The sequence below is a fragment of the Pseudoduganella sp. HUAS MS19 genome, assembly GCF_053615455.1.
In genome coordinates, this window is the sequence record NZ_CM132133.1 from 5903900 (window position 1) to 5928152 (window position 24253).

General features: G+C 64.2%; 26 protein-coding genes. 13 read left to right on the top strand and 13 right to left on the bottom strand.

Going from position 1 to position 24253, the window contains the following annotated elements:
- Positions 1-3 precede the first annotated feature (3 nt).
- On the bottom strand, positions 4-1380 hold the full coding sequence (locus tag ACWBU6_RS27020) for a KamA family radical SAM protein (protein WP_452646412.1): 1377 nt from the start codon (positions 1378-1380) through the stop codon (positions 4-6).
- Positions 1381-1551: 171 nt separating this feature from the next.
- Between ACWBU6_RS27020 and ACWBU6_RS27025 the strand changes: the two genes are divergently transcribed.
- Positions 1552-2001: a cache domain-containing protein gene (locus ACWBU6_RS27025; RefSeq protein ID WP_452646413.1), complete on the top strand. Its 450-nt coding sequence runs from the start codon at positions 1552-1554 to the stop codon at positions 1999-2001.
- Between the two features lie 9 nt (positions 2002-2010).
- Entirely contained in the window at positions 2011-3840 is a 1830-nt protein-coding gene (locus ACWBU6_RS27030; RefSeq protein ID WP_452646414.1) for a methyl-accepting chemotaxis protein, read from the top strand.
- Here ACWBU6_RS27030 and ACWBU6_RS27035 read toward each other — a convergent pair.
- Positions 3769-4338 carry a DNA-3-methyladenine glycosylase gene (locus ACWBU6_RS27035; protein ID WP_452646415.1) on the bottom strand — a complete coding sequence of 190 codons (570 nt, stop codon included), beginning with the start codon at positions 4336-4338 and terminating at the stop codon, positions 3769-3771. The two genes, ACWBU6_RS27030 and ACWBU6_RS27035, sit on opposite strands and share 72 nt — an antisense overlap.
- A 121-nt stretch (positions 4339-4459) precedes the next feature.
- Here ACWBU6_RS27035 and ACWBU6_RS27040 point away from each other — a divergent pair, with 121 nt between their 5' ends.
- The 4 genes from ACWBU6_RS27040 (at position 4460) to ACWBU6_RS27055 (ending at position 9720) form a co-directional block, all read left to right on the top strand.
- A complete protein-coding gene (locus ACWBU6_RS27040) occupies positions 4460-5335 on the top strand; it encodes an HDOD domain-containing protein (protein WP_452646416.1) in 876 nt (291 codons plus the stop codon).
- 5 nt (positions 5336-5340) lie between these two features.
- Complete coding sequence (locus ACWBU6_RS27045) at positions 5341-6456, top strand: hypothetical protein (RefSeq protein ID WP_452646417.1); 1116 nt, start codon at positions 5341-5343, stop codon at positions 6454-6456.
- 42 nt (positions 6457-6498) lie between these two features.
- Positions 6499-7677, top strand: coding sequence for a tetratricopeptide repeat protein (locus ACWBU6_RS27050; RefSeq protein ID WP_452646418.1), 1179 nt, complete (start codon positions 6499-6501; stop codon positions 7675-7677).
- A gap of 123 nt (positions 7678-7800) precedes the next feature.
- Positions 7801-9720: a CocE/NonD family hydrolase gene (locus tag ACWBU6_RS27055; RefSeq protein ID WP_452646419.1), complete on the top strand. Its 1920-nt coding sequence runs from the start codon at positions 7801-7803 to the stop codon at positions 9718-9720.
- Positions 9721-9728: 8 nt separating this feature from the next.
- Here ACWBU6_RS27055 and ACWBU6_RS27060 read toward each other — a convergent pair whose 3' ends face one another.
- The gene (locus ACWBU6_RS27060) at positions 9729-10328 is read right to left on the bottom strand and encodes a YdeI/OmpD-associated family protein (protein WP_452646420.1); all 600 of its coding nucleotides are present in this window, start codon (positions 10326-10328) and stop codon (positions 9729-9731) included.
- A gap of 87 nt (positions 10329-10415) precedes the next feature.
- On the opposite strand from ACWBU6_RS27060, the gene ACWBU6_RS27065 reads away from it, so the two are divergent.
- Together ACWBU6_RS27065 and ACWBU6_RS27070 are read left to right on the top strand one after the other, a co-directional pair.
- The gene (locus ACWBU6_RS27065) at positions 10416-11261 is read left to right on the top strand and encodes an alpha/beta hydrolase (RefSeq protein WP_452646421.1); all 846 of its coding nucleotides are present in this window, start codon (positions 10416-10418) and stop codon (positions 11259-11261) included.
- Positions 11262-11340: 79 nt separating this feature from the next.
- On the top strand, positions 11341-11586 hold the full coding sequence (locus tag ACWBU6_RS27070; protein WP_130310317.1) for a DUF3297 family protein: 246 nt from the start codon (positions 11341-11343) through the stop codon (positions 11584-11586).
- Here the strand turns inward: ACWBU6_RS27070 and ACWBU6_RS27075 are convergent.
- The 3 genes from ACWBU6_RS27075 to ACWBU6_RS27085 are packed head-to-tail and all read right to left on the bottom strand — an operon-like array spanning position 11577 to position 14179.
- Entirely contained in the window at positions 11577-11915 is a 339-nt protein-coding gene (locus ACWBU6_RS27075; RefSeq protein WP_452646422.1) for a carboxymuconolactone decarboxylase family protein, read from the bottom strand. The genes ACWBU6_RS27070 and ACWBU6_RS27075 overlap by 10 nt on opposite strands.
- Before the next feature lie 45 nt (positions 11916-11960).
- Positions 11961-13244 carry a glycosyltransferase gene (locus tag ACWBU6_RS27080; RefSeq protein ID WP_452646423.1) on the bottom strand — a complete coding sequence of 428 codons (1284 nt, stop codon included), beginning with the start codon at positions 13242-13244 and terminating at the stop codon, positions 11961-11963.
- A complete protein-coding gene (locus tag ACWBU6_RS27085; RefSeq protein WP_452646424.1) occupies positions 13241-14179 on the bottom strand; it encodes an NUDIX domain-containing protein in 939 nt (312 codons plus the stop codon). The genes ACWBU6_RS27080 and ACWBU6_RS27085 overlap by 4 nt, the downstream gene beginning before the upstream one ends.
- A 133-nt stretch (positions 14180-14312) precedes the next feature.
- Here ACWBU6_RS27085 and ACWBU6_RS27090 point away from each other — a divergent pair, with 133 nt between their 5' ends.
- The gene (locus tag ACWBU6_RS27090) at positions 14313-15038 is read left to right on the top strand and encodes a YebB family permuted papain-like enzyme (RefSeq protein ID WP_452646425.1); all 726 of its coding nucleotides are present in this window, start codon (positions 14313-14315) and stop codon (positions 15036-15038) included.
- On the opposite strand, the gene ACWBU6_RS27095 is transcribed toward ACWBU6_RS27090, so the two are convergent.
- On the bottom strand, positions 15001-15774 hold the full coding sequence (locus ACWBU6_RS27095; protein ID WP_452646426.1) for a hypothetical protein: 774 nt from the start codon (positions 15772-15774) through the stop codon (positions 15001-15003). The genes ACWBU6_RS27090 and ACWBU6_RS27095 overlap by 38 nt on opposite strands.
- Before the next feature lie 11 nt (positions 15775-15785).
- A complete protein-coding gene (locus ACWBU6_RS27100; protein WP_452646427.1) occupies positions 15786-16298 on the bottom strand; it encodes a DNA-deoxyinosine glycosylase in 513 nt (170 codons plus the stop codon).
- Positions 16299-16374: 76 nt separating this feature from the next.
- Between ACWBU6_RS27100 and ACWBU6_RS27105 the strand changes: the two genes are divergently transcribed.
- From ACWBU6_RS27105 to ACWBU6_RS27120, 4 genes are all read left to right on the top strand, one after another.
- Positions 16375-16812 carry an Mpo1 family 2-hydroxy fatty acid dioxygenase gene (locus ACWBU6_RS27105; protein ID WP_452646428.1) on the top strand — a complete coding sequence of 146 codons (438 nt, stop codon included), beginning with the start codon at positions 16375-16377 and terminating at the stop codon, positions 16810-16812.
- Between the two features lie 84 nt (positions 16813-16896).
- Complete coding sequence (locus ACWBU6_RS27110) at positions 16897-17838, top strand: DMT family transporter (protein WP_452646429.1); 942 nt, start codon at positions 16897-16899, stop codon at positions 17836-17838.
- Complete coding sequence (locus ACWBU6_RS27115) at positions 17835-18317, top strand: N-acetyltransferase family protein (RefSeq protein WP_452646430.1); 483 nt, start codon at positions 17835-17837, stop codon at positions 18315-18317. Before ACWBU6_RS27110 ends, ACWBU6_RS27115 begins: the two co-directional genes overlap by 4 nt.
- 241 nt (positions 18318-18558) lie before the next feature.
- Positions 18559-18717 carry a hypothetical protein gene (locus ACWBU6_RS27120; protein ID WP_452646431.1) on the top strand — a complete coding sequence of 53 codons (159 nt, stop codon included), beginning with the start codon at positions 18559-18561 and terminating at the stop codon, positions 18715-18717.
- Here the strand turns inward: ACWBU6_RS27120 and ACWBU6_RS27125 are convergent.
- Genes ACWBU6_RS27125 through hutG form a run of 5 tightly spaced genes read right to left on the bottom strand, consistent with a single transcriptional unit; the run spans position 18671 to position 24250 of the window.
- A complete protein-coding gene (locus tag ACWBU6_RS27125) occupies positions 18671-20254 on the bottom strand; it encodes a glycine betaine ABC transporter substrate-binding protein (RefSeq protein ID WP_452646432.1) in 1584 nt (527 codons plus the stop codon). The genes ACWBU6_RS27120 and ACWBU6_RS27125 overlap by 47 nt on opposite strands.
- 2 nt (positions 20255-20256) lie before the next feature.
- Positions 20257-21513, bottom strand: coding sequence for an imidazolonepropionase (gene hutI, locus ACWBU6_RS27130; RefSeq protein WP_452646433.1), 1257 nt, complete (start codon positions 21511-21513; stop codon positions 20257-20259).
- Positions 21514-21516: 3 nt separating this feature from the next.
- Complete coding sequence (locus tag ACWBU6_RS27135) at positions 21517-22101, bottom strand: HutD/Ves family protein (protein ID WP_452646434.1); 585 nt, start codon at positions 22099-22101, stop codon at positions 21517-21519.
- The gene (locus ACWBU6_RS27140; protein WP_452646435.1) at positions 22098-23465 is read right to left on the bottom strand and encodes a formimidoylglutamate deiminase; all 1368 of its coding nucleotides are present in this window, start codon (positions 23463-23465) and stop codon (positions 22098-22100) included. Before ACWBU6_RS27140 ends, ACWBU6_RS27135 begins: the two co-directional genes overlap by 4 nt.
- A complete protein-coding gene (gene hutG / locus ACWBU6_RS27145) occupies positions 23462-24250 on the bottom strand; it encodes an N-formylglutamate deformylase (RefSeq protein ID WP_452646436.1) in 789 nt (262 codons plus the stop codon). The genes ACWBU6_RS27140 and hutG overlap by 4 nt, the downstream gene beginning before the upstream one ends.
- Positions 24251-24253: the final 3 nt, after the last annotated feature.

Genomic DNA, 24253 nt, shown 5'->3' on the forward strand with positions numbered 1-24253 from the left:
CTCCTAGGCCACCAGCGGGATGACGCGGCGCGGCAGGACGGGCACCGTCGCCACACCGGGTAGGTGCCCTGCCCCTTGCTCGCCCTCCTCGAAGAAGAACTTGTCGCGCCCGAAGGCGGGACGAAGCTGGTCGAACCAGGTCGCCGTGGGGTCGTACTTCGCGTAGAACGGCTTGCGTACCCAGTCCGCATTGCGCGCCTGCAGGAACTGCAGCGCGAACACCTTCTCGCCGCCAATCTGCGCCACGCCATCGATCACCACCTTGCCGGGAAAGGCGCTCATGGACGGCCCGCGCACCGTGCGCGCCAGGCCGGACACCATCTGGTACGCCTGCTGGAACACTTCATGCGCGCGCGCCAGCGGCAACTGGAAGTATTCGCGCGGCCCGGTATCGCGTTCCACGAACATGTAATACGGGATCGCCCCCAGCCTCACGCCCGTGCGCCACAGCTCCGCCCAGCTGGCCGGGTCTTCGTTGATATGCCTGATCAAAGGTCCTTGCATGCGCAAGGTGGCGCCGGTGCCGACAATCCTCTTGACGGCCTGCTGCGCCACCTCGTGCCGCAGCTCCACGGCATGGTTGTAATGCCCCATGATCGCCATGTTCTTGCCCGATGCGACCACGCGCTCGAACAGGCGCAGCAAATCGTCGGCATCGCGGTCGCTGACGTAGCGCTGCGGCCAGTACGACACCGACTTGGTGCCGACGCGGATATTCTGGATATGCTCCAGCCCCGGCCCGAGCAGGGGCACGATGATCTCCTCCATCGATCGCGTGTTCATGATCATCGGGTCGCCGCCCGTGATCAGCACGTCCGTCACGTCCTTGTGCGTCTTCAGGTACTCCACCAGCTCGGTGGTCTCGCGCGCATCGAACTTCATGTCGTCCATGCCGACAAACTGCGGCCAGCGGAAGCAGAAGGTGCAGTAAGCGTGGCAGGTCTGTCCCGCGCTGGGAAAGAACAGGACCGTCTCCTTGTACTTGTGCTGCAGGCCGCGCAAGGGCGCATCGTTCACGCGCGGCACGTTGTGCGTCATCTGCCCGGCCGGATGGGGATTCATGCGCAGCCGGATCTGCCGCACCAGCTGTTGCGCGGCCGCGTCATCCTGCTTCACCAGCACCAGGTCGCGCAGTTGCCAGTATTCATGCGCCGGCAGCATGTCGCGATGCGGAAACACCAGGCGGTAAATCGGGTCGTCCGGCACCTTGTCCCAGTCGATCAGCTGGTCCAGCACATACTGGTTGGTGCGGAATGGCAGCACGTGCGAGATGACCTGCACCGCCTCCTGCTGCTCGGGCGTCAGCAGTTCCCACTGCGGCGCCTGGCGGATGGTTTGGCGGGTGTATGGCTTGAACTTGAGCAGGGCATCGGCGGTCATGACGTACTCCTGAGTGGGTGGGCTAGGACTTCATGATGGTCCGATTAAGAAACGGCCTATTGCCGTAGCTCAATACCTAGCCGGAAAAATCCTACGCGCTTGCGTTTGCGCAATTGCTGACCAGGTGTGCAGACGTACAGTTGGGCTTCCATCCCATCCAAGGAGCCCGGCATGAAACACATCCTGACCGCATCGCTGATCTTGCTGGCCGCAGCAGCGGCCCACGCCAGCGAACCAACTGAGAAAGACGCCATCGCCATGGTGGAGAAAGGCGCCGCCTTCATCAAGCAGCATGGCAAGGACAAATTTATCGAGAAGGTCGCGGCCAAGGATCCCGAATTCATCCAGGGCGCACTGTACGTCGACATCCGCGACCTGCAATCGGGCATCGTGCTGGCGCACCCGGTAAATCCGACCATCGTCGGCAAGGACCTGACCGACGTGCCGGACGCCAGCGGCAAGAAGTACCGGCGCGAGATCATCGAACTGGCGGCCAGGAAGGGCAAGGGCTGGGTCGACTACATGTACAAGAACCCCACCACCGGCAAGATTGAGCCCAAGACCACCTACATCCAGCGCGTCGGCGACGCGGTGCTGGAAGCAGGCATCTACAAAAAGTAGGAGGCCGCCATGCTGAACCGACTGCGGATTGGACCCAAGCTGTTGTTGGCGCCGGGCGTAGTACTGGCGCTGCTGCTGGCGACAGCGGCATGCGCCTGGTTCGGCATGGTGCGGCAGAACGCTTCGATGGAAAACCTGGTGCAGTTGCGTGCCGCGCGGCTGCAGGCGGTGGCCGACGTGGCGGGCGAGGCGCGCATGGCGCATGCCAACATCTATCAGCTCCTGGCCTGGATCAACGGCAGCTTTGCGCAAGCGCGGCTCGATGCGCTGACGGCGCAGATACGCAACCGGCATGGCGCAATTGGCACACGGCTGCAGCAGCTCGTCCGCGATGCCGCGGCCGACGAGCGCGGTTTGCTGGCGGGGTCGCAGGAGGCGCTGGCGAACTATCGCAAGGCGGTGCAGGAGACCATCGAACTGGCACAAGTGGACCAGTCGATTGCGACCAATGCCATGGCCAAGGCGGAGCGTCAGTTTGCCGCATTGGACCTGCAATTGTCGCAACTGGCCGCGCTCGAGAAGGCACTCAGCGAGGCGGCGTATGCGGGGGCGCGGCAGGAATTCCGCTTGCTGGGAATCACGATGGCAGGCTTGCTGGCGCTGTCGGTGGCCTTGTCGCTGGCGGTGTCGATGCTGGTACGGCGCGCACTGTTGCGGGACATCCACTCCATCGGCGAAGGCGTACGCAGCCTGGCGTCGGGCCGGCTGGCGCCGCGGCCGCCGGCGCGCGGGCGCGATGAGGTTGCCGATACGGCACGGGCGCTGGATGGCAGCGTGGCGCAGCTTAACAGCACCATCCGCGCGATCCGCGGCGCGGTGCAGCAGATCGATCTTGCCTCGCGCGAGATCGCTTCCGGGAATATGGATCTATCGGCGCGCACCGAGCTGCAGGCAAGCTCGCTGGAGGAAACGGCCAGCGCCGTCGACAGCCTGGCGGCGGCGGTACGCAGCAATGCCGAACATGCGCGCGAAGCCTGCCAGGTGGCGGCCAATGCCAATGACCTCGCGGCGCGCGGCGGGGCGGCGGTGTCGGATGCGGTGCAGACCATGGAAGCGATTCGTGCCTCGTCGCGCAAGATTGTCGAGATCATCGGGGTGATCGACGGGATTGCGTTCCAGACCAATATCCTGGCGCTGAACGCTGCGGTGGAAGCGGCACGGGCGGGCGAACAGGGGCGCGGGTTCGCGGTGGTTGCGGCCGAGGTGCGCACGCTGGCGCAGCGCAGCGGCACTGCGGCGCATGAGATCAAGGCGCTCATCAATGCCTCCGTGGCCACCATCGACAGCGGCGCGGCATCGGTCGGCATCGCCGGCGGCAGCATGGGCGATATCGTGGCCGCGGTGCAGCAGGTTGGCAGCATCATCCAGCGTATCAGCAATGCCAGCGCGGAGCAGGCGCGCGGGATTACGGAAGTCAACCAGGCGGTGGGGCAGATCGATGATGTCACGCAGCAGAATGCCGCCCTGGTCGAGCAGGCGGCGGCCGCGGCAGCAAGCTTGCAGGAACAGGCGGCGGGGCTGGCGCAGGCGGTGGCCGTGTTCGAACTGGGCGACGAGGCAGCACCCGGCGCGGATGGGGCCCCGGCCAGCGGCCAGCCCGGCGTCGGCAGTGGCAATGCCGACAATGCCGGCGCCGGGCCACGCCGTCGCAACGGCGCCGATGGCGGCGCGCAACAGGCGGCAGGCGACGACCCGGCTGCGTGGCGCGACGTGGCGCACGATGGCGAGCGGCGGGGCGCGGCCAGTCCGATGCGCGCGCGGCAAGGGCTAGCGGAATGGGCGGCTGACAAACGGCGAACCGGCCAGTCCAAAACGCCAGGGAACGTCCACCGCCTTTGAAATGCCGATGCGCGGCCCGGCCACGACCTGCACCCGTCCCTTGCGCGGCAGCAGTTCGAACGGCGCCGCGCCCAGCGACATGGCATTCTGCTCGCGCGTCACGCCCATTGCCTGCGCCAGCCGCCCAGGACCCGAGCACAGCAGCCGCACATCCTGCATGCCGCGCCGCGCCTGCATCTGCGCGATGCCTGCCAGCGGTTCGATGGCCCGGATCAGCACCCCGGCCCCATGTCCCTCTTCCCGGCAGACAAAATTCATGCACCAGTGGATGCCATGCGACAGGTAGACATAGGCATGGGCCGGCGGCCCGAACATGGCGAAATTGCGCGCCGTCCTGCCGACAAAGGCATGCGATGCCGGATCTTCCCGGTCATATGCCTCCACCTCGACAATGCGTCCGCCCACGCCATTGACGAGCACCGTCACGCCGATCAGGCGGCGCGCCACTTGCTGTGCGGGGGCACTGAAATCGATACCGGCCAAAATGTGGGAAGACATGCTATCGATTGTAGCAATCCTGCCATTTAGACATGAAAAAATTCTCAGTCGTGCCCCGGGTTGCAGGCAAAAAACAGGCGATAATGGCGGGGCCTACCAGCAGAACAACCCTCGAAGCAAAATGACAACAGCAGCAGCCCGGCTCCCGGCCCAAAACACGACCGTAGCGACCGCAGAAGACGCGCTGTTGCGCTCCATCCGCATCCCGCCGCGTCCCAGCCTGCTGGTCGACCTGCAGCGTGAACTGGCGCAAAACGACCCGTCGCCGCGCGCCATCGCGCGCATCATCGGCAACGACGTGGGCATGTCGGGCGCCCTGCTGAAGCTGGCCAACTCGCCCTTTTATGGCGCGGCGCGCAAAGCCAAGTCGGTCGAGCAAGCCATCAACTTCCTCGGCATTAACCAGTGCGCCGCCATGTTGACCGGCATCCTGGCGCGCGAAGCGGTGGGCGCCAACAATCCCGCCCTGAACCAGTTCTGGGAAGTGTCTTCCTGCCGCGCCCAGGCCATGGTCTTCATTTCGCGCAAGCTGCGCCTGGCGCCGCCCGATATCGCGCATACCTTCGGCCTGTTCTGTGACATCGGCATACCGATCCTGATGGCGCGCTTTGAAGACTACGGCCAGACGCTGGACATCTGCAACGGCGCCGCCACGCGCAAGTTCACCGAGATCGAAGACGGCCGCCACACCACCAACCACGCCGCCATCGGCTGCCTTCTGGCGCGCAACTGGGGCCTGTCGCCGGACGTCTCCTGGGCTATCCTGCACCACCACGATTACGAAGTGCTGGGCGACGACGCCACCGATGACGCAATTCGCTCGCTGGTCGCCGGCGCCGTGCTGGCCGAACGCGCCATCCAGCGCTACCACGGCAACAGCGCCGCGCTGGAGTGGGAAAAAGGCGGCGAGGCCGCCTGCCGCCACCTCGGCATGAACGAGGACGAAACCGCCGACCTGCTGGACGAACTGCACGAAACCTTCCACATTGAACACTGAGCCGCATGCAAAAGACGAAGAACAAGCGCCCAGCACCACGCAAACCGAATACGCCGCCCGCCGATAAAGACGAAATCCTGAGCCAGGAACTGTGCAGCCTTGCGCTGGCACAGGAAGACGACCTGCGCCACGCCGTGCGGCGCTACCTGCGCCAGGGCAAGGATGCCATCCTGTACGGCGCCATCGAACTGGCGCGCGGCGAGGATGCCGAGGCTTACCGCACGCTGAAGGAAGCCATCGAAGAGGACGCCGGCACCGTCATGCTGCGCAAGGGCGACGCACCGGAAATGGAAATCAATGCCTTTGCCATTCCCGTCTTCGTGCACAGCCAGGGCGGCCTGCGCGAGGCGGAAGGCTTCCAGGACGAAGCAGCCTACGCCGCCCTGCTGGAGAGCTTTACCGGCGCCGGCCTGGAAGGCCCGCAAGCCAGGGTGGTACTGGTGCAGCACGCCTACGACCTGGCCGAAATGGAACGCATCAGCGCCAGCCAGTTGAACGCGATGGTGCACGAAGCGGCAGCCGCCATGCTGGACAAGAAAGTGGCCGAAGCCCCGGCCCTGCTGCGCAGCATCGCCGGCTGGCAGCCCTCCGCTTTCGGCGCCGGCGACGAAGCGGTCGAGCTGCGCTTCCTGCTGGGCTTTGCCCTGAAGCGTGCCGACGATCCGTTCTACGCCATGCCGGCCGCCGGCAAGAAGCAGGATGCCTGGTTCGAGGCACGGATGCAGCGCTACCAGGACTGGACCGTTTCGGCCGCGCCGCTGGTGCAGCGCTGCCTGGCCGGCGCCGGCCGTGCCGCCGGACTGCGCCTGAACTTCCTGTACCAGGACCTGTTCTACGGCGCCCTGCAGCAAGGCAGGTCCGAGCACTGGATGCTGGCCATGATGGCCCAATTCGGCGCTGCCCTGGACAGCCACGGCCCTGCCCGCGCCGTCATCACCCTGGTGGAAACCGACGAAGATGCAGCCCTCGGCGTGCAGCTGATCGGCGCGGCCGGCGAGCTGGCGCATGCCGACCGCCGCCTCGATGTCGGCGACGATGTGGAAGCGGAAATCGACGACCTGCGCGACGCCCTGGCCACCCTCGGCATCGACGACATTGCCGTCGAATTGACAGCCCCCTGAGACGCGCACATACTAGTTTCATAGAGGTGAGGAGACGCCACCATGAAACTACTGTCAACATTGATGTTCGCTGCATTGCTGGCCGGCTGCGCAAGCGGTCCGCCGGCAGTCACCGTTCCCGAGCGCGCGCTCTTCGCCGACGCGGCTTTCCGCAAACCGGCCGACCTGATTACGCCAGAGCAGGTCTTTGAGCTCTCGCCTGAGATGAAGGCGTATGCCAACAAGCTGCGCACATCGCTTAGCACCAAGTCGAAACACCAGGCGCTGTATGAGGCGCTATACCAGCGCGACCAGCTTCGCCTCGAATACGACTCCGAAACGACGCGCACAGCCGCCCAGGCCTTTGAAGCCCGCGCCGGCAACTGCATGTCGCTGGTGATCATGACTGCAGCCTTTGCCCGGGAACTGGGGCTGGAGGTGCAGTTCCAGCGCATCACCAGTGAAGACACCTGGAGCCGTTCCGGCTCGCTTTACTTCAGCAGCGGCCACGTCAACCTGGTATTGACCAAGCCCAATCCAGCCTCGGAGCGCTCCTACGACACGGCGCGCTCGATAGTCATCGACTTCCTGCCGCCGCCGGATGCGGAATTGATGGCAACCGAAGTCATTTCGGAACGCACCGTGGTGGCCATGTACATGAACAACCGCGCCGCGGAAACGCTGGTGCAGGGCAAACTGGACGAAGCGTACTGGTGGGCCCGTTCCGCCATCGAGTACGAGCCCAGTTTCCTGATGGGGTATAACACCCTGTCCACCATCTACCAGCGCCACGGTGACATCGAGCAGGCCGAACGCACGCTGCGCTTCGCCCACCAGCATGCACCGCTCAATACGGTCATCCTGTTCAACCTGTCCGAAGTAAGCAAAGCGCTCGGCAAGACGGAAGAAGCGGCCAGGTTCAAGGCCGAACTGGAACGCCTGGAGCCTTATCCACCGTTCCACTTCTTCCACATTGGCCAGAAGGCGATGGCTGAGGGCGACTACCCGAAAGCGCGCTCCATGTTCGTGCGCGAAGTACAGCGGGCGCCGTATTATCACGAGTTCCACTTCTGGCTGGCCAAGGCCTCCTTCGCGCTGGGCAACCTGAAAGAAGCCGACAAGCATATGGCGCTGGCCCTGATGAACAGCACCACGCGCGGCGACAGCGCCATCTACGCCGGCAAGCTGGCCAACCTGCGCCTTTACGAAACCCGAGCCCGTCTTCGACCGGGAGAAATCTAAATAAACCCGGTGCCAGCTCTGGACACGCGTAGCGTGTTTGGACCTGGCATCGCCATATATAAACCCGGTGCCAGCTCTGGACACGCGTAGCGTGTTTGGACCTGGCATCGCCCCATATCCTCCATGCTCTCAAGACTCAGCCCCCTCGCCCTTTCCCTTGCACTGGCCTTCGCAGGCGCCGCCCATGCGGCCCCTGATGAAAAGCAGGATCTTCGCTCCTCCTACACCAAGTACGAATTCCGCATCCCGATGCGCGACGGCGTGCGCCTGTTCACCGCCGTGTACATGCCGAAGGATGCCAGCAAGACCTATCCCTTCCTGGTCGAACGCACACCTTACAGCGCGGGCGTCACCGTGGACGGCCAGCTCCGGTACGGGCCGGACTTCTTCCCGCGCCGCCTGGGCCCATCGCCCGACTTCAGCGACGCCGGCTACATCTTCGTCAAGCAGGACGTGCGCGGGCGTTACATGTCCGAAGGGAAGTGGCAGGAGATGACGCCGCATGCCAAGACCTCGCTGGCAGCGGGGGAAGGCAATGAGAGCCGCGACATGCACGACACTGTCGACTGGCTGCTCAAGCACGTGGCCAACAACAATGGCAAGGTCGGCATCTACGGCATCAGCTATCCCGGCTTCTACACCGCTGCCAGCATCATCGACTCGCACCCGGCGATCAAGGCCGCCTCGCCGCAAGCCCCGGTCACCGACCTGTACATGGGAGACGACTCCTACCATGGGGGCGCCTTCATGCTGGCGGCAAACTTCGACTTCTATGCCGCCTTCACCGAAGAAAAGAATCCCACGCCCCTGCCCAGGACCTGGAGCGATTTCGATTACGGCACCACCAGCGGCTACGACTACTTCCTGCAGCGGATGACGCTTTCGAACATCCTGGCCGGCTTGCAGCCAAAGCAGCTCGCCTATCTGAAGCCGACCATCGAGCACGACACCTACGACGAGTTCTGGAAATCGCGCAACCTGGCGCCGCACATGAAAAACGTCAAAGCCGCCGTCATGACGGTCGGCGGCTGGTTCGATGCGGAAGATCCGGCCGGACCGTTTTCCATCTACCGCGCAGTAGGCAGGAACAACCCCGGCACCTTCAACAGCCTGGTGATGGGCCCGTGGTCGCACGGCGGCTGGGCCAGCGGCGAAGGCAAGCGCCTTGGCCACGTGAAATTCGACAGCAAGACCAGCGAGTATTTCAACAAGAAGCTGCTGTTCCCCTTCTTCGAAGAGCATTTGAAAGGGGTCAAACCCGCGCAGCCGATTGCCCAGGTCAATACCTTCGAAACCGGCACCAATGTCTGGCGCCAGTACAGCGCATGGCCGCCAGTGCAAGCCAAGGCCAGGATGCTGTACCTGGGCCCGAACGGCACCCTGAGCTGGACCCAGCCTGCCGCCGGCAGCGCCGCCTTCGATGAATACGTCAGCGATCCGCGCAAGCCGGTGCCTTACATCGGCTATCCGGCAACCGGCGTACCGCGCGAGTACATGGTGTCCGACCAGCGCTTTGCTTCCACCCGCCCCGACGTGCTGGTGTACCAGAGCGAAGTGCTGGAAGAAGACGTAACCATCGCCGGTCCCGTGACGCCAAAGCTGTTTGTCTCCAGCACCGGCACCGACAGCGATTTCGTGGTCAAGCTGATCGACGTCTACCCGACCGACTACCCGCAGGATAAGGACGAAGAAAAGCACAAGGACGTAGCGCCGCCGTCAGTGAAGATGGGCGGCTACCAGCAGCTGGTGCGGGGCAATCCGCTGCGCGGCAAGTTCCGTAACAGCTTCGAGAGGCCCGAGCCATTTGTGCCTGGCAAGGTGGAGCCGCTCAGCTACCAGCTGGGCGAGGTGCAGCACACCTTCCGCCGCGGCCACCGCATCATGCTGCATGTACAGAGCAGCTGGTTCCCTCTGGTGGACCTGAACCCGCAGACATTCACCAGCATTCCGACCGCGAAACCGGAAGACTTCGTGAAGGCCACCCAGCGTGTCTACCGCGCGCCGGGCACCGCCTCCGGCCTGCAACTGATGGTGATGCCTTAAGCGGCAGCTTAGCAGCTCTCGTACTTCCAGTGCCGCTTCTTGCCCTCGGCAATCCACTCAACCGCCTGGGCCATGCGCTTGCCGCGCGTGGCCTCGGTCTTGGCTTGGGTCAGCCAGTCGCAATAATCACGTTTGGCGCTGGTTGAGAATTCGTTGAAAACTTCATATGCGGCGGGATTGGCCTCCAGCGCTGCGATGAAGTAATCCGGCACCAGCAACTCACGCGGCGCAGCTTTCGGCCGCGCGACCTTGACGCCCGCCTCATTGAGCTTCATCGCCTTCTTGATATAGGCCGTCAGCTCCTTCTTCGGCGGCAGGTCCTTGACGGAGGTAATGCGGCCAAACTGGCCCATCGCCTCCTTGCCCTTGTCGTCTTCTTGCGCAATCAACAGCTCGCCTTTCCAGAAATTCAAGGCGCAGTGCTGCTTGAAGGCAGCGAAGCTGCAGATGATCCCGTGATAGTCGAAATTCGGCATGCTCCACTTGATGGTTTCCTTAACCTCCGGACAGGCGGCGTGAATCACCCCGCGCAGGTGGGCCAGGATAGGCTGGGCGAATTCGGCAGCGTTGGCGATGTACTCGTCGACGCGCGGATCGGTAGTGGGCATGGTCGTCCTTATAATTGTGTTGCCGCAATCTGACATTCGTGCGTTGCATAACGCAGTTTGCTCAGCATTAGGAGCATACTAAAACACATGAACCATTCACGCAAAGTCGCCGCCGCCGCTGGCGCCGTGGGTTTCGTCTGGGCCGGATTGACCGCCCTTCTCATGGCCGGCCAGCGCAAGCTGCTGTTCAATCCAACGGTCAAGCGCGAGGTGCAAAGCCCGCGCAGCAGCGGCCACCGCACGCGCGCGATCGTGCTGCGCGGCGCCGACGGGACCCGTCTCGCCGGCTGGCTGATGACACCGCGCGAACCGGGTGTGCGGCCGGCAGTCGTGTATTTCGGCGGGCGTTCGGAAGAGGTGTCATGGCTGGTGCGCGACGCCGGTACCCTGTTCCCCGGCATGACGGTGTTGACCCTGAACTACCGCGGTTACGGCGATTCGCATGGCGAGCCCGGCGAAGAAATGCTGGTAGCCGACGCCTGCATGCAACTGGACTGGCTGTGCAAGCACCACAAGGTGGATCCGACCCGCATGGCGGTGGTGGGGCGAAGCCTTGGCTCCGGCGTGGCGGTGCAGCTGGCCATGCAGCGCCGGGTGCAGGCCACCGTGCTGATCACGCCTTACGATTCGATCCTGGCGCTGGCGCAACGCAGATTCCCGGCCCTGCCGGTGTCGATGCTGCTGCAGCATCGCTTCGAATCGGTCAAACACGCGACGCAACTGGCGGCGCCAACCTATGTGCTGCGCGCGGCCAGCGACGATATCGTGCCGCACTCCCACACCAATGAACTGGTCAGCAAATTGTCCTGCCTGCATCACGACGAAATCATCCCCGATTCCGATCACCTGAACATCCCCTACCTGCCGACCACCCAGCAGAAGATCGCCAGTTTCCTGCAGACGCAGTTCCTGCGCGCCGCCGCGGAAACCTAGACCGCCCTGCTTCCTGCCAGCACGGGCCGGGCGTGGCCAATCCGAAACCCGCGGCTGGCATCCGGTATAATCCTGCCTCATGAACGATACTACCCGCCCAGAACTCCCGGACCACCTGTCGATCGATCCACGCAGCCCGCACCACGTGGCAGCCGTGTTCGAGCACGACATTGGCATCAAATTCAACGACAAAGAGCGCTTTGACGTTGAGGAATACTGTATCAGCGAAGGCTGGATCAAAGTCCAGCACGCGACGGCCAAAGACCGCCGCGGCCAGCCGATGCTGATCAAGCTGAAAGGCAAGGTAGACGCCTTCTACCGCTGATATTCCTCCCCAGGCCAGCCTTCGCTGGCCTTTTTCATGGCCAACAGGCCATGGCCAGCTGCCGCGCCGGCCCGTAGCGCGGCGGCGATAAAGACCACTTCCGCGATTTCCTGCCGCGTGGCGCCTGCCGCGAGCGCGTTTTTTGTGTGCGCATCGATGCAATACGTGCATTGGGTGGTCAGCGCCACCCCGATCGACACCAGTTCGCGGTATTTGGCGGGAATCGCGCCATCCGCGCGCTCTGCCGCGCCCTTCAGGCCCAGGAAGGCTTTCGCCTCCTGTGGCGCAAACTCAATCAGGTCTTTGGCGTACTTCAGGTCGTCCATCATGTCTCCTTTGCTGGTTGAAATCACCAGCTAAGAGGCGGCGGGACGTCAAAAGGATTCGCGGCCGATGAGAATTTCGATTTGCCGCACCGCTTGCGCGACGCCATGCTCCTGCCGCATCGCTGCGCCGACGCGGCGCGCCCGCTCGCCCATCGCCGGCGCGCTGCGCAACTGGCGAATTTGCGCAGCGAGGCTGGCCGCCGTCACATTGCGGCGTTTAGCCGGCTTGCCTGCGATGCCGATACGTTGCAGCTCCCGCCCCCAGTGTTCCTGCTCACTGAGATTGGCGACCACTATCGAAGGTTTGCCGGCCAGCGTTGCGGACTGGGTCGTCCCTGCGCCGCCATGGTGAACGATCGCCTGGCAATGGGGGAAAATCTGGTGGTGCGGCGCCGCAGCGACGTACATGATCCGGTCGTCAGGGCCGAAGCCGCAGGCTTGCCAGTCGCTGCACTGGATGATCGCACGGCAGTTCGCCTTGCGCGCTGCATCGGTCAGCAAGCGCAGCGCCGAGGTTTGCCCCTTGATGTCTTTGGGCATCCAGCTGCCAAACGTCATATACACCGGTGCCTCCCCGCCCGCCAGGAAGCCGGCCAGCGATGGCGGCAACACGCCCTCCAGTTCACAGTTCGGCCGATCCAGGAAGCCGCAGACCTGGATCGACTCCGGCCAATCCGGCTGCCGTGGGCAGAGCTGGGGGCTGACCGCCACCAGCGCAAGGTGGCGCGACACCCAGACGTCCGACACGATGTCGCGCATGGGCGCCATGCCCAGTTGCTTGCGTAAGCGGTCCGGATAGTGCCGCAGCGTACGGTTCAGCAGAGTGCGAGTCAGCCACCACAACAGGCGATTGCCGTGCCGCCCGAGCATCGACAAGCCGAGCGGGTTGACGTAATCGCTCGGCACGCCGGCGTGGGACAACAGGACGCTGACGTAAGGCAGGCCGGCATGTTCCGCCGCGATCTGCAGTGGATGCATGAAGTAATGCCCAATCAGCAAATCCGATTCGGCGCACAGGCGCTGGGCGGCTTCAAACATGGCGTCTTCGGCGGGGGCAAACGCAATGCGCAAGATCGCCGCCATCTGTTTCATGGGATCGCGGATGCTGTACGCGGCCTGGCCGAAGGCCTCCGCCTGCTCGGGGCTGAACGTATGCGGCGTGAGGACGGTAATTTTCGCCCCCTCCGCGGAACGTACCTGGTCGTAGGTTCCGGCTTCGAGGCTGGTGATCACCAGGTGAACATCATGGCCGGCGGACTGCAGGCCGTCGGCAAGGGCAAGGAAGGGACGGATGTCGCCGTGGCTGCCCCATGTCAGCATGCCGATATTCATCGGACGTCCGGAATATCCGACAGTTCGCGATACACCAGCAGGCCGCGCTGGCGCGCCTGGTCCACCATCGCATCCGCGCCGGCGGAAGGGCCACCAATGCGCAGGACGGCATGGCAGTGAGCAAGTAAGCGCTCACAATGCGGATGGAAAATCTCTTCGTACAAGGCATCCCCAACGGCCTTCGAGCCGGCCGCGCGCAGCACAGGCAGCGCCAGCCACTCTCCCAGCACCGGCATATGGCCTTTGCGATACAGCGGAAGGACATAGGACTCCATCGCGGCCACGTTGGCGGCCATGCGCGCAGGGTCGTCGCCGGTGCCCGAGCGGTAGGGGCCGGCGACCAGGATCATCATGCTGCGCGGCGGCAGCAAGTGCAGGTGCAGGTATTGCAGCAGCATGACGGTCTTGGCATCCATGATCTCGCCATTGGCAGTCATCGCCAGCGCCTTGTCCGCATCCAGCTCGATCACTTCGATATCTTCGCCTTCCTGTTCCAGACCGCCGCCGCTGCCGATCTTCGACCCGGCATCGTACTCGCCGACGAAGAAATGCAGGCGCTCGGTGACGGAACCCGGACTCATGAACACATCGAAAACCTGGTGCAGCTGGTCCACCTTGTAGCCGGTTTCCTCTTCCAGCTCGGCATGCATGCGCTGTTCGGGATGGGCTTCGTCCAGCAGGCCGGCCGGTGCTTCGATCAGGTAGCCATCGTGCTGGTTGACGTAGGCGGGAAAGCGGAACTGGCGCGTCAGCAGCACCGTGCGGCGGGCGCGGTTATAAAGCAGGGCCACGGCGCCATTGCCGCGGTCATACGTTTCCCGGCTCATGGTCTGCCAGCGGCCATCGCGGCGCTTCAGATCGAAGGTGGTCGTCTTGAGCACGTACCAGTTGTCGGACAGCAGCTTGACCGCCTTGATGCGGACATATTCTTGCATGGGGTTTTCCTAGTAAGTATCGCCTGGTGATACCAAGCCAGCACAGCGATGATATCTTGGAAATAAAACTTCTGCTTTCCTCACCTTTTAGCCACACTCCGCCACATCATCGCTATCGCTCAAGGAGAACATCATGTGGGGATCAAACACTGTGCGGCGCCGCTGCCGCAGTCTCGCCTTCCTGGCCATCGGAATGCTCGCACTGGGTACGCCGGCCGCTTCCGAACTGCCATCGATTTCCAGGCCGGCTCTGGCCCAGCAATTGCTGGTCGGCGACCTGGTCTTCATCAGGGTCGGCGCCCTTCCCTTCCGCAAAGTCGCCGAGACGACGAACAGCTGGACCAACCATGTCGGCATCGTCATCGCAACCGATGGGGCCGAACCCGTAATCGCGGAAAGCACTTTTCCGGTTTCCAAGCGCGGCAGCCTTGAGCACTTCCTGGCGCGTTCCGAAGGTGGCCGCGTCGAAGTGGCCCGCCTGAATACGCCGCTGACCGCCGACCAGCAGCGAAGCCTGGTCCAGGCAGCACAGGCACGCATGGGAATCTTGTACGACACCGGCTTCAACCTGCGCTCGCCGCGTCAATTCTGCTCACGCTTTGTACACGAGGTGCTGCGTGAGGCGAGCGGCGTCGAAGTGGGCCAAGCCGAAACCTTCGCCACCCTGCTGGCGCGCAATCCCAATGCCGACCAGGCCTTCTGGAAGTACTGGTACTTCGGGCAGATTCCATGGGAGCGTGAGACCGTGACGCCGGCCAGCGTCATGCACAGCACGCAGGTGCATGCCGTCTTCGACGGCGTTGTCGCCGGCAACCAGGGGATTAAACATCCTGTTCGAACAGCTGGTCGAACAATGTGAAACGGCCTGTACATCTCGGGCAGCTTGCCTCACCGAAGAGGAAGGGAAGCTTGGCATGTACGAGCGCCAAGCTCGGGACATTGGCGCACTGCTGCTCAAGCCATCGCCAATCGTCCTGCCGTTTAGCCCGGCCGCGAATGCCAGGGACCAGCAATGTACGTTCGGCCGGCTCGCGGCTGGCTGGATCGTCGGCACCGACCAAGAAACCTTCCGGGCAGGGCCATACATACAGCTCTGACGAGCAGGCAGGGCATTCAAGCACGAATTCGTCGCTTGTGAAGCCCTCCAGGGCTCGCGCCAGGACCGGCATTTTCTGAAACGCCGCAATGGACTTGAGCAGGTAGGCTGCTGCGCTCGGATCCAGGCTCGTGCGCAGCGCAGCCTCGGCGAGAGCAATCGCAGGCGGCAAGGCCTCCTCTAGCGCAGCGGCAAATTCGGAGCTCTGCAGCTCATGCTCAAACTCCCGGCTTTCACAAATTGCGCCGGCGAGGCAAAGTATTTCCACCTGCAGCGAGGGATCCGATTCAAGCGTGGCCGAAATGGCAACCAGATGAGGGAATGCCGCAATCGATGCGGAATAAACCGTCATCTGGTGGCAAATGCAGCCGTAGAGGTCGTACAGCGGCTCGCTATTTCCACCGGCAAGATCTGCCAGCAACTGCGGGATTTCATTGGCGGTGCCATAGGCATCTTGCAGCCTGCTCCAGGCTGGTGAATTCAATTCGAGTGGCGACATGGGAGTGTGTATTAAGCGATGCTCGGCTCCGCGGCCAGGATGGCCTGCAAAGCCTGCCATCGCTGTGACTTTTCTGAGTATGGAAGGGTGTACGCAGGGCTACTCGATGGCAGCTGCACAATCTGGAAGCCGGTGGCTTGGGCACCGAGCGCCTTGACGCCCAAGCGCCCTGCCGTTCCACCATTAAACGCCAGCGCCCTGATATTGGGATGACGCGACAGCAAGCCGAGCAAGTCGTTGTCGTTGCGCTGCCGGATACGGCTGTCCAGGCTGCCGGGACGATGCGCTTGCGCGACCACGTCCCACAGCCCTACACGATGGGCCAGCAAGGTAGACAGGCGAGCGTCATAAGGCAGCGCGCGCAGGTCGGCATTGATGACGGCGCTAAGCAACTCCCAGAACCTGTTCTGGCGGTTGCCGTAATACTCCTGCACGGCCAGCGATTTGTCGCCCGGCAGGCTGCCCAGCACGAGCAGGCGGGTGCGTTCGTCAACAACGGGATCAAAGCAACGTTTCAGTTCCATTGGTGCATTTTAACGGGAGTTCGGGTGTAGAATCGAACGGTAGTGCTAAACAAACAATCACACGGAGACCGCAACCATGACCGAGCAGCGTGCCATTGTTACCCTGCTGTTGAAATACAGCGAAAGTCACCTCAATCCCACCAATGAGGCGATCCACTGCGTTTGCGTGCCGCTGATCGTGTTCAGCCTGCTGGGACTGCTCTGGGCCATCCACCCGCTGCTGGCGCTCGCGCTCACCGCGGCCTCGATGGTCTACTATTTCAAGCTGTCGCGCAATTTCGCTCTGGGGATGCTGCTGATGGCCGGCATCATGCTGGCCGTATTGCGCGCCCTGCCGCCGGCTTCGGTACTGCCGCTGAGTATCGTGATTTTCGTGCTGGCCTGGATCGGCCAGTTCATCGGCCACAAGATCGAGGGCAAGAAGCCATCGTTCTTCGACGACTTGCGCTTCCTGCTGATCGGGCCCTTGTTCGTGCTGGGCGTGCTGTACCGGCGCCTGAATGTGGCCTACTAGGGCCGCACGGCGCTGAAATGGCCGGGGTAACGCCGCCCCGGCCGGCGCCCTGCGCTGCGTCAAAGAAACACTTATACTGGCGGGATGCCTTCTTCGATACTCTTCATTCTCGCCTGCCTGATCTGGGGTTCCACCTTTTACGCGATCACCCTGCAGCTGGGCGAGGCCGCGCCTGCCGTTTCCATCGTCTACCGCTTTGCGCTGGCCTCGAGCGTGCTGTTCGCCTGGTGCATGCTGCGCGGCGACAAGCTGAAGCTGTCATGGAAAGCGCAGCGTTGGACCATCCTGCAAGGCTGCTGCAGCTTTGGCCTGAGCTATATCGGCACGTATAGTGCCGAGCAGTACGTCGTCTCCGCCCTGGTGGCAGTACTGTTTGCGCTGATGGTGTTCTGGAACCCGATCCTGAACCGCATCGCGTTCGGTACCGCGCTGACCTGGCGCACCTGGACCGCAGGCAGCGCGGCGATGGGCGGCGTGGTCCTGCTGTTCTACCACTCGATTTCCGCGTCGCTGCGCGATGTCATGGCCGGCGGCCAGGGGCACTTCATCCTGGGCCTGGCACTTGCGCTGGGCGCGACCATTGCCAGCTCGGTCGGCAACACCCTGGTGGTCAAGGTGCGCCAGCATGAGTCGAACGTGCTGCTGACCATGGCGTGGGGCATGTTGTGGGGCACGCTGCTGGTGGCGCTGTGGGCGCTGGTGCGCGGCGATGCCTTTGTCTTGCCGGCCACGGTGTCGTACTGGGGCAGCTTGCTCTACCTGTCGCTGCTGGGTTCGGTGATTGCCTTCGCCTGCTATTTCACCTTGATCGACCGTATCGGCACGCAAAAGGCGGTGTACATCGGCGTGGTGACCCCTGTGGTTTCCGTTCTGCTGAGTATCCGCCTCGAGAATTACCGGCCAGGCTGGATGGAAATCCTGGGCATGGTGGTGTGTATCGCCAGCGTGGCCTGGGCGCTGAAGGCGCCATCGATGCCGGCCAGCCGTATTTCTGTTGACCTTGAACCTTTGAAGAAAGCCTCATGAGCAATTTGCATATCCGCCCTGCCCGTCCGGAAGACGTGGCATCCATCATGGCCATGATCCGTGAACTGGCCGTTTTCGAGAAGCTCGAACACCTGGTGGTGGCTGACGAGGCCATGCTGCATGAAGAGTTGTTTGGCGCCAAGCCGGGCGTCGAAGGCATCGTGGGTGAAGAGGCGGGCGAGGTGGTGACCTACGCCCTGTTCTTCCACAATTTCTCCACTTTCCTATGCAAGAAGGGCCTGTACCTGGAAGACCTGTACGTCAAGCAAAACCGCCGCGGCGCCGGCTACGGCAAGCAGATGCTGGCGGCGCTGGCCAGGATCGCCGTCGCGCGGCAGTGCGGGCGCTTCGAGTGGTCTGTGCTGGACTGGAACGTGAACGCAATCAAGTTCTATGAACAAATGGGGGCGGACGTACTGCCTGATTGGCGCGTGTGCCGGGTGACCGGTCCGGCCCTGCAGTCGCTGGCGGCCGCCTGACAGGCGCCTGCAAAAAAAATCCCTCGCGGCTCGTGTGTGGTCGGGCGAGGGATAGCAAACCCAGGTGTCAGTTGGGAGGGGAGATGAATCGACGGTTTCAATATAGTCGCCCTGACCCGGCCTTGCCTGGTCCCTTACAAATTCTTACCGAACCCTCATTCTTGCTTACATTTGATTTTTCTCAAGACATTCTCTGAGGAAACTCGCAGAATCGGTAGTCCCGCCCCGGTGGAGACTGACGATGTTGAAAGCTGTTTATCGGGCTTATCTGCGCTTTTTGCTGAGCCGCTATACGCGGGAATTGCAAGTGCTGGCGGCGCAGCGTGCCAATGACGCGTTAGCTGAACAAGTGCTCACGTACGAAGCCGAGCAGGTGCGCGCGCGGCTGCTGATGCTTTGAATCCCTTTTCCATCCACTCGAACAGTCCCTGCGTGAGCAGGGCCAGGACCGCTGCCGGCAGCGCGCCGGCCAGCATCAGGGTGTGGTCGTTCAGGGCCAGGCCGGTGGTGATGCGTTCGCCGTAGCCGCCGGCGCCGATGAAGGCGGCGATCGTGGCGGTGCCCACGCTCATCACGGCAGCTGTCTTGACGCCGGCCAGGATCACGGGCGCTGCCAGCGGAAGTTCAATCTCTTTCAAGCGCTGCGTGCTGCGCAGGCCCAGCGCTTGGGCCGCCTGCTTCAGCCCCTGCGGAATCCCGCTGATGCCGGTGCAGGTGTTGCGGATGATCGGCAGCAGCGCATAGATGAACAGGGCGCACAGGGCGGGCATGGTGCCGATCGTGCCCAGTAGCGGGATCAGGATGGCCAGCAGGGCCAGGGAAGGGATTGTTTGCAGGATGCCCGCAACGGCCATCACCGGTTCGCGCAGCTGCGGGCGGCAGGCGGCCAGAATGCCAAGCGGGATGCCGATGGCGCTGGCCATTGCCACTGACAGGGCGACCAGGAGTATGTGCTGGCGGGTTAGCTGCCAGAAATCGTCGGCAAAGAGGCGCTGCCAGAGGGTGGGGGCCATGACTGCCGCCGCCCCCGCCGGCTGCGGCGCGGTGACCGGTCCGGTTGCGGCGGCATGGCTGGCATCCACCGCGGCCGACGCGTGGTGGCGCGCCAGCCAGTCGCGGGCAATGGCGTTGAAGGTCTGGCCGCGCAGTTCGGCGGCTGCGTTCATGGCGATCATGTCCGGCGCGCTGATGCGGCCCTCCAGCGCGCGCAATGCCCGCCAGGCGGCTGGGAAGCGCTGGGCGGCGTCCAGGCGGTATAGAAGAACGGCATCGTAGCGCGGAAAGTAGGCGCTGTCGTCCTCCAGCACGCGCAGGCCGTACTGGCTGATCTTGGCGTCGGTGGCGTAGACGTCGATGACGTCGACCTGCTTTTGCGCCAGCGCTTCGTAGGCAATGCCGTGGTCGAGGCCGCGCGGCGCGGCGCCGATGCCGTATTGCCTTGCCAGGCCCGGCCAGCCGTCGGCACGGCCGATGAATTCATGCGACAGGCCGTAGCGCAGTTCGCGCCGGGCGGCCAGCTCGCTTAAATTGCGCGGGCTGCCGGGGTCGCCGCGCACTGCCAGCGCATAGGTGTTGTTGAACCCCAGCGGGACGGCAACGCCCAGTCCTTGCGCGGCCAGCTCGCTCTGCATCTGCCGCAGCGTGGCCGGTTGCGCGCGCTTGAGGATTTCCAGGCTGATGGTGCCGGTGTATTCGGGGTAGACATCGATGCTGCCCGACTTCAGCGCAGCCAGCACGATGGCAGTATTGCCAAGGCCTTGCTTGTGCTCGACCCTGGCGTGCGGCGCGGCGGTTTGCGCGAGCAGTTCGGCCAGGATGTAGGACTCGGTGAAGCGCTTGGAGCCGATGCGCAGCACGGCCTCGGCGCTTGACGCGGCGGGGGCAAGGAAGGCGGCGGCCGCCAGGGCCAGGAGGACAGTGGCGGCGCGGCGCAGCAAGTTCAGGCGCCTGCGGCAGGGACGATAGCGGGGATGCCGACCACGGGATCGCGCCAGACACCGTGATTGACCACGGCCACGCAGGGGTTGAAGCCGAAGGCGTACGACAAGTCCGCCGGGCGCGCGATCTGCCACAGGGCAAAGTCGGCGCGCTTGCCGACTTCCAGCGTGCCAACCTCGCCGTCCAGCCCCAGTGCGCGCGCGGCGTGGATGGTGCAGCCGGCCAGCGCTTCGAGCGGCGTCAGGCGCCACAGCGTGCACACCATATTCATGGCCAGCAGCAGGGAAGTCATCGGCGAAGTCCCCGGATTATTGTCGGTGGCCACCGCCATCGGCACGCCGGCTGCACGCAAGGCGGCAACCGGCGGCGGCGTGGTGTCGCGCAGGAAGTAGTAGGCGCCAGGCAGCAGCACGGCCACGGTGCCGGCAGCGTCCATGGCGGCGATGCCTGCGGCCGACAGGTGTTCCAGGTGGTCGGCGGAGAGGCCGCCGAAGCGCGCCACCAGCGCCGCGCCGCCCTGGTCGGACAACTGTTCCGCGTGCAGCTTGACCGGCAGGCCATGCTCGCGCGCAGCGGCAAAGATGCGCTCCGTTTGCGCGGCAGTAAAGCCAATGCGCTCGCAGAAGGCGTCCACCGCGTCGGCCAGGCCCTCGGCGGCCAGCGCCGGGATCATGCCGATCACGGCGTCGACATATTCATCGGGGCGGTCCTTGAATTCCGGCGGCAGGGCATGGGCGCCAAGGAAAGTGGTGCGCACCGATACCGGCATCACCTGCCCGACGCGGCGCGCCGCGCGCAGCATCTTGCTCTCGGACGCGAGGTCGAGGCCGTAGCCGGATTTGATCTCCAGCGTGGTGACGCCCTCGGCCAGCAGCGCTGCGATGCGCGGCAGGGACTGGCGCAGCAATTGCTCTTCGGAAGCGGCGCGGGTGGCGCGCACGGTGGACATGATGCCGCCGCCGGCGCGGGCGATATCTTCGTAACTGGCGCCATTCAGGCGCGCCTCGAATTCGTCGCTGCGGTTGCCGGCATGGACGATGTGGGTGTGGCAGTCGATCAGGCCGGGCGTCAGCCAGCAGCCGCCGGCATCGTGTTCCAGTTCCGCGCAGCCCGCCGCGGCGGCGTCTTCGCGGCGGCCGATCCAGGCGATGCGGCCGTTATCGACCGCAATGGCGGCGTCGCGGATTTCGCCGTAGCCCTCGCCCACCATGGTGGCAAGGTGCACGTTGGTGATCAACAGGTCCCACTCTACTGCCATGTTTTACTCTTCGTTCGGGAAAATATCGACAATGAACACGGTCGCGTGGCCCGCTTCCAGCGTCCACACATCATCCTTGTCCAGCACCACCGCATCATAGCGTACCAGCGAGATGCGCTCGCTCGTGCTGGACAGGTTGAGGCTTTCGCCTTCGGCCAGGAACACCACGGTGGTCGGGCTGCGCCGCTCCAGCGTGGAGAAATCGCGGATGGTGCGCCGTTCAAGCTGGTGGTTGCAGATCGAACGCCGGGTCATGACGTTGAAATCGGTGGTCGGCGCCCCTTCCACCGTGGCAGTGACGGCATTCTCGCCCGGGAAGGCGATGACCGGCTCGCGCTCGGACAGCGCCACGCGCCTTTCGTTGCCGACGTCCAGCACCACGCCGCCGCCCTCGACCAGGGTCAGGGTGCGGTCGATGCCGGGAAAGACCGAGAACGGGCCGCTGTGCGCGATGGTGGCCAGCGACAGGCGCCATTCGAACTCGTCGAAGCCGGCGCCCGGCGGCATCACGCACAGTTCCGTGGTGCTGCCGCCGCCATTCTTCCAGGGCGTGGCGTGCAGGCTTGCATACTGGATGATTTGAGTCATGCTCGTAGCTCGCGCAGTTCGGCCAGCGTCTTTTTGAAGCGCGTGGTGATGGCCGGTTGCGCCACGTGCTCCTGGCCGCGCACCACCCACTGGCCGCCGACCATCACATCCCTGACTAGATTATCATTTCCGCTGAAAACGAAGCATCCCAGAACATCGGCGGCGTCGATCCCGTCAAGATTCGGGTGGTCGTCGTCCAACACTATCAGGTCGGCACGCTTGCCGGCCGCCAGCGCGCCGACCGGGCGTCCCGCCGCCTGGGCCCCGCCTTGCAAGGCGGCCTGCCACAGGAAGTCGCCCACGCGGCGCCGGGCGCCCGAGACGGCGATATTGCGGCGCTGCTGCACCAGGCGCTGCCCATATTCGAGCCAGCGCAATTCTTCCACCGCGCTTTGCGACACATGGCTGTCGCTGCCGACGCCGAAGCGGCCGCCCTGCTCCAGGAAGCTTTCAAGCGGGAACAGGCCGTCGCCCAGGTTGGCCTCGGTGGTCGGGCACAGGCCGGCCACCGCGCCGCTGCTGGCGATGGCGCTGACCTCTTCCGGTACCAGGTGGGTGGCATGCACCAGGCACCAGCGCGCATCGACCGGCAGGTTCTCGTAAAGGTATTGCACCGGGCGCTTGCCGGAAAAGTCCAGCGACTGCTGCACCTCGCCCTGCTGCTCGGCGATATGGATGTGCACCGGACGCGCTTTGGGCAGGTGGTCCAGCACTTCGCGGATCTGCGCCACCGAGGCCGCGCGCAGCGAATGCGGCGCCACGCCCACTTCCACCTGCGCGTCGCGCAGCGGCTCGAGCTCGCCGATGATCTTCAGCACGTCGCGCGCATCGGTACGAAAGCGCGCCTGTTCCGGCTTCAAAGGCTGCTCGCCGAAACCGGCCCAGGAATACAGCACCGGCAGCATGGTGATGCCGATGCCGGCCTGGCGCGCGGCGGCGATCACGCGCTGCGCCGTTTCCGACGCCTGCGGGTACATGCTGCCGTCCGGCGCCCGCTGCACATAGTGGAATTCGCACAGCGAGGTGTAGCCGTGGCGCAGGCACTCGGTGTACAGCTGGGCCGCGATGGCCTCCATCTGTTCCGGCGTGATATTGCGCGCGAAGCGGTACATCAGGTCGCGCCAGGTCCAGAAGCTGTCTTTCGAATCGCCCGCCACCTCGGTCAGTCCCCCCAGCGCGCGCTGGAAGGCGTGCGAGTGCAGGTTGACCATGCCCGGCATGACCAGGCGCGCCGCCGGGATGCCGGGCGCCGCTACGGCGTCGGCCTGCACGGCGGTGAAGTTGCCGCGCTCGTCCCACTGCAGCAGGACGTTCTTGCGCCAGCCGTCGGCCAGCAGGGCATTGTGCGCAAACAGGGCTTTCATTGGCGCACCCAGTCGGCGGCGGTTTGCACCAGCTGGCGCAGCAGCGGCTGGATGTCCGCCGCGCGGTCGGCACGGTAGCCGAACGGTGGTTCTTCGTCCATGTAGGTGGACTGGCACATCTCCAGCTGGATCGCATGCACGCCCTGCTCCGGCTTGCCGTAGAAGCGCGTGATATGGCCGCCCTTGAAGCGGCCATTGACTGCCACCGTGTAGCGCTCGTCGCGCCGCGCCACGCCGGCAATGGCGTCGGTCATGGCCTGGTCGCAGCTCGCGCCGTCGGCGCTGCCGAAGTTCAGGTCCGGCAGCTTGCCCTCGAAGAAGCGCGGCACCACGGAAGCGATCGAGTGGGCGTCCCACAGGGCGACCTTGCCGTGGATGGACAGCAGACGCGCCAGTTCCTCGCGCAACTGGGTGTGGTATGGCTGCCAGTAGGCGGCCAGGCGGCGCTCGACCTCGGCCTGCGACGGTTCGCGGCCCGGCTGGTACAGCGCTTCGCGGTGGAAGGTGTCAAGCGGGCACAGGCCGGTGGTGTCCTGGCCCGGATACAGGTTGGTGTTTTCCGGCGGACGATTCAGGTCGATCACATAGCGCGACCAGCGTGCCGACAGGGTGGACGCACCCATGCCCTGCAGGAAATCGTAGAGCTGCACCAGGTGCCAGTCGGTATCGGCCTTGCCGCTTGCCGCCGGCGTCATCGCGGCGGCGATATCGTCCGGGATGTCGGTGCCCACGTGGGGCATCGACACCAGCAAGGGAATACTGCCTGCATGGAAGCGGTAATCCATAGA

Excerpts from the sequence above, each read along its gene's own strand:
- ACWBU6_RS27020 (WP_452646412.1), bottom strand. The coding sequence starts at position 1,380 with ATGACCGCCGATGCCCTGCTCAAGTTCAAGCCATACACCCGCCAAACC.
- ACWBU6_RS27025 (WP_452646413.1), top strand. The coding sequence starts at position 1,552 with ATGAAACACATCCTGACCGCATCGCTGATCTTGCTGGCCGCAGCAGCG.
- ACWBU6_RS27030 (WP_452646414.1), top strand. The coding sequence starts at position 2,011 with ATGCTGAACCGACTGCGGATTGGACCCAAGCTGTTGTTGGCGCCGGGC.
- ACWBU6_RS27035 (WP_452646415.1), bottom strand. The coding sequence starts at position 4,338 with ATGTCTTCCCACATTTTGGCCGGTATCGATTTCAGTGCCCCCGCACAG.
- ACWBU6_RS27040 (WP_452646416.1), top strand. The coding sequence starts at position 4,460 with ATGACAACAGCAGCAGCCCGGCTCCCGGCCCAAAACACGACCGTAGCG.
- ACWBU6_RS27045 (WP_452646417.1), top strand. The coding sequence starts at position 5,341 with ATGCAAAAGACGAAGAACAAGCGCCCAGCACCACGCAAACCGAATACG.
- ACWBU6_RS27050 (WP_452646418.1), top strand. The coding sequence starts at position 6,499 with ATGAAACTACTGTCAACATTGATGTTCGCTGCATTGCTGGCCGGCTGC.
- ACWBU6_RS27055 (WP_452646419.1), top strand. The coding sequence starts at position 7,801 with ATGCTCTCAAGACTCAGCCCCCTCGCCCTTTCCCTTGCACTGGCCTTC.
- ACWBU6_RS27060 (WP_452646420.1), bottom strand. The coding sequence starts at position 10,328 with ATGCCCACTACCGATCCGCGCGTCGACGAGTACATCGCCAACGCTGCC.
- ACWBU6_RS27065 (WP_452646421.1), top strand. The coding sequence starts at position 10,416 with ATGAACCATTCACGCAAAGTCGCCGCCGCCGCTGGCGCCGTGGGTTTC.
- ACWBU6_RS27070 (WP_130310317.1), top strand. The coding sequence starts at position 11,341 with ATGAACGATACTACCCGCCCAGAACTCCCGGACCACCTGTCGATCGAT.
- ACWBU6_RS27075 (WP_452646422.1), bottom strand. The coding sequence starts at position 11,915 with ATGATGGACGACCTGAAGTACGCCAAAGACCTGATTGAGTTTGCGCCA.
- ACWBU6_RS27080 (WP_452646423.1), bottom strand. The coding sequence starts at position 13,244 with ATGAATATCGGCATGCTGACATGGGGCAGCCACGGCGACATCCGTCCC.
- ACWBU6_RS27085 (WP_452646424.1), bottom strand. The coding sequence starts at position 14,179 with ATGCAAGAATATGTCCGCATCAAGGCGGTCAAGCTGCTGTCCGACAAC.
- ACWBU6_RS27090 (WP_452646425.1), top strand. The coding sequence starts at position 14,313 with ATGTGGGGATCAAACACTGTGCGGCGCCGCTGCCGCAGTCTCGCCTTC.
- ACWBU6_RS27095 (WP_452646426.1), bottom strand. The coding sequence starts at position 15,774 with ATGTCGCCACTCGAATTGAATTCACCAGCCTGGAGCAGGCTGCAAGAT.
- ACWBU6_RS27100 (WP_452646427.1), bottom strand. The coding sequence starts at position 16,298 with ATGGAACTGAAACGTTGCTTTGATCCCGTTGTTGACGAACGCACCCGC.
- ACWBU6_RS27105 (WP_452646428.1), top strand. The coding sequence starts at position 16,375 with ATGACCGAGCAGCGTGCCATTGTTACCCTGCTGTTGAAATACAGCGAA.
- ACWBU6_RS27110 (WP_452646429.1), top strand. The coding sequence starts at position 16,897 with ATGCCTTCTTCGATACTCTTCATTCTCGCCTGCCTGATCTGGGGTTCC.
- ACWBU6_RS27115 (WP_452646430.1), top strand. The coding sequence starts at position 17,835 with ATGAGCAATTTGCATATCCGCCCTGCCCGTCCGGAAGACGTGGCATCC.
- ACWBU6_RS27120 (WP_452646431.1), top strand. The coding sequence starts at position 18,559 with ATGTTGAAAGCTGTTTATCGGGCTTATCTGCGCTTTTTGCTGAGCCGC.
- hutI (WP_452646433.1), bottom strand. The coding sequence starts at position 21,513 with ATGGCAGTAGAGTGGGACCTGTTGATCACCAACGTGCACCTTGCCACC.
- ACWBU6_RS27135 (WP_452646434.1), bottom strand. The coding sequence starts at position 22,101 with ATGACTCAAATCATCCAGTATGCAAGCCTGCACGCCACGCCCTGGAAG.
- ACWBU6_RS27140 (WP_452646435.1), bottom strand. The coding sequence starts at position 23,465 with ATGAAAGCCCTGTTTGCGCACAATGCCCTGCTGGCCGACGGCTGGCGC.
- hutG (WP_452646436.1), bottom strand. The coding sequence starts at position 24,250 with ATGGATTACCGCTTCCATGCAGGCAGTATTCCCTTGCTGGTGTCGATG.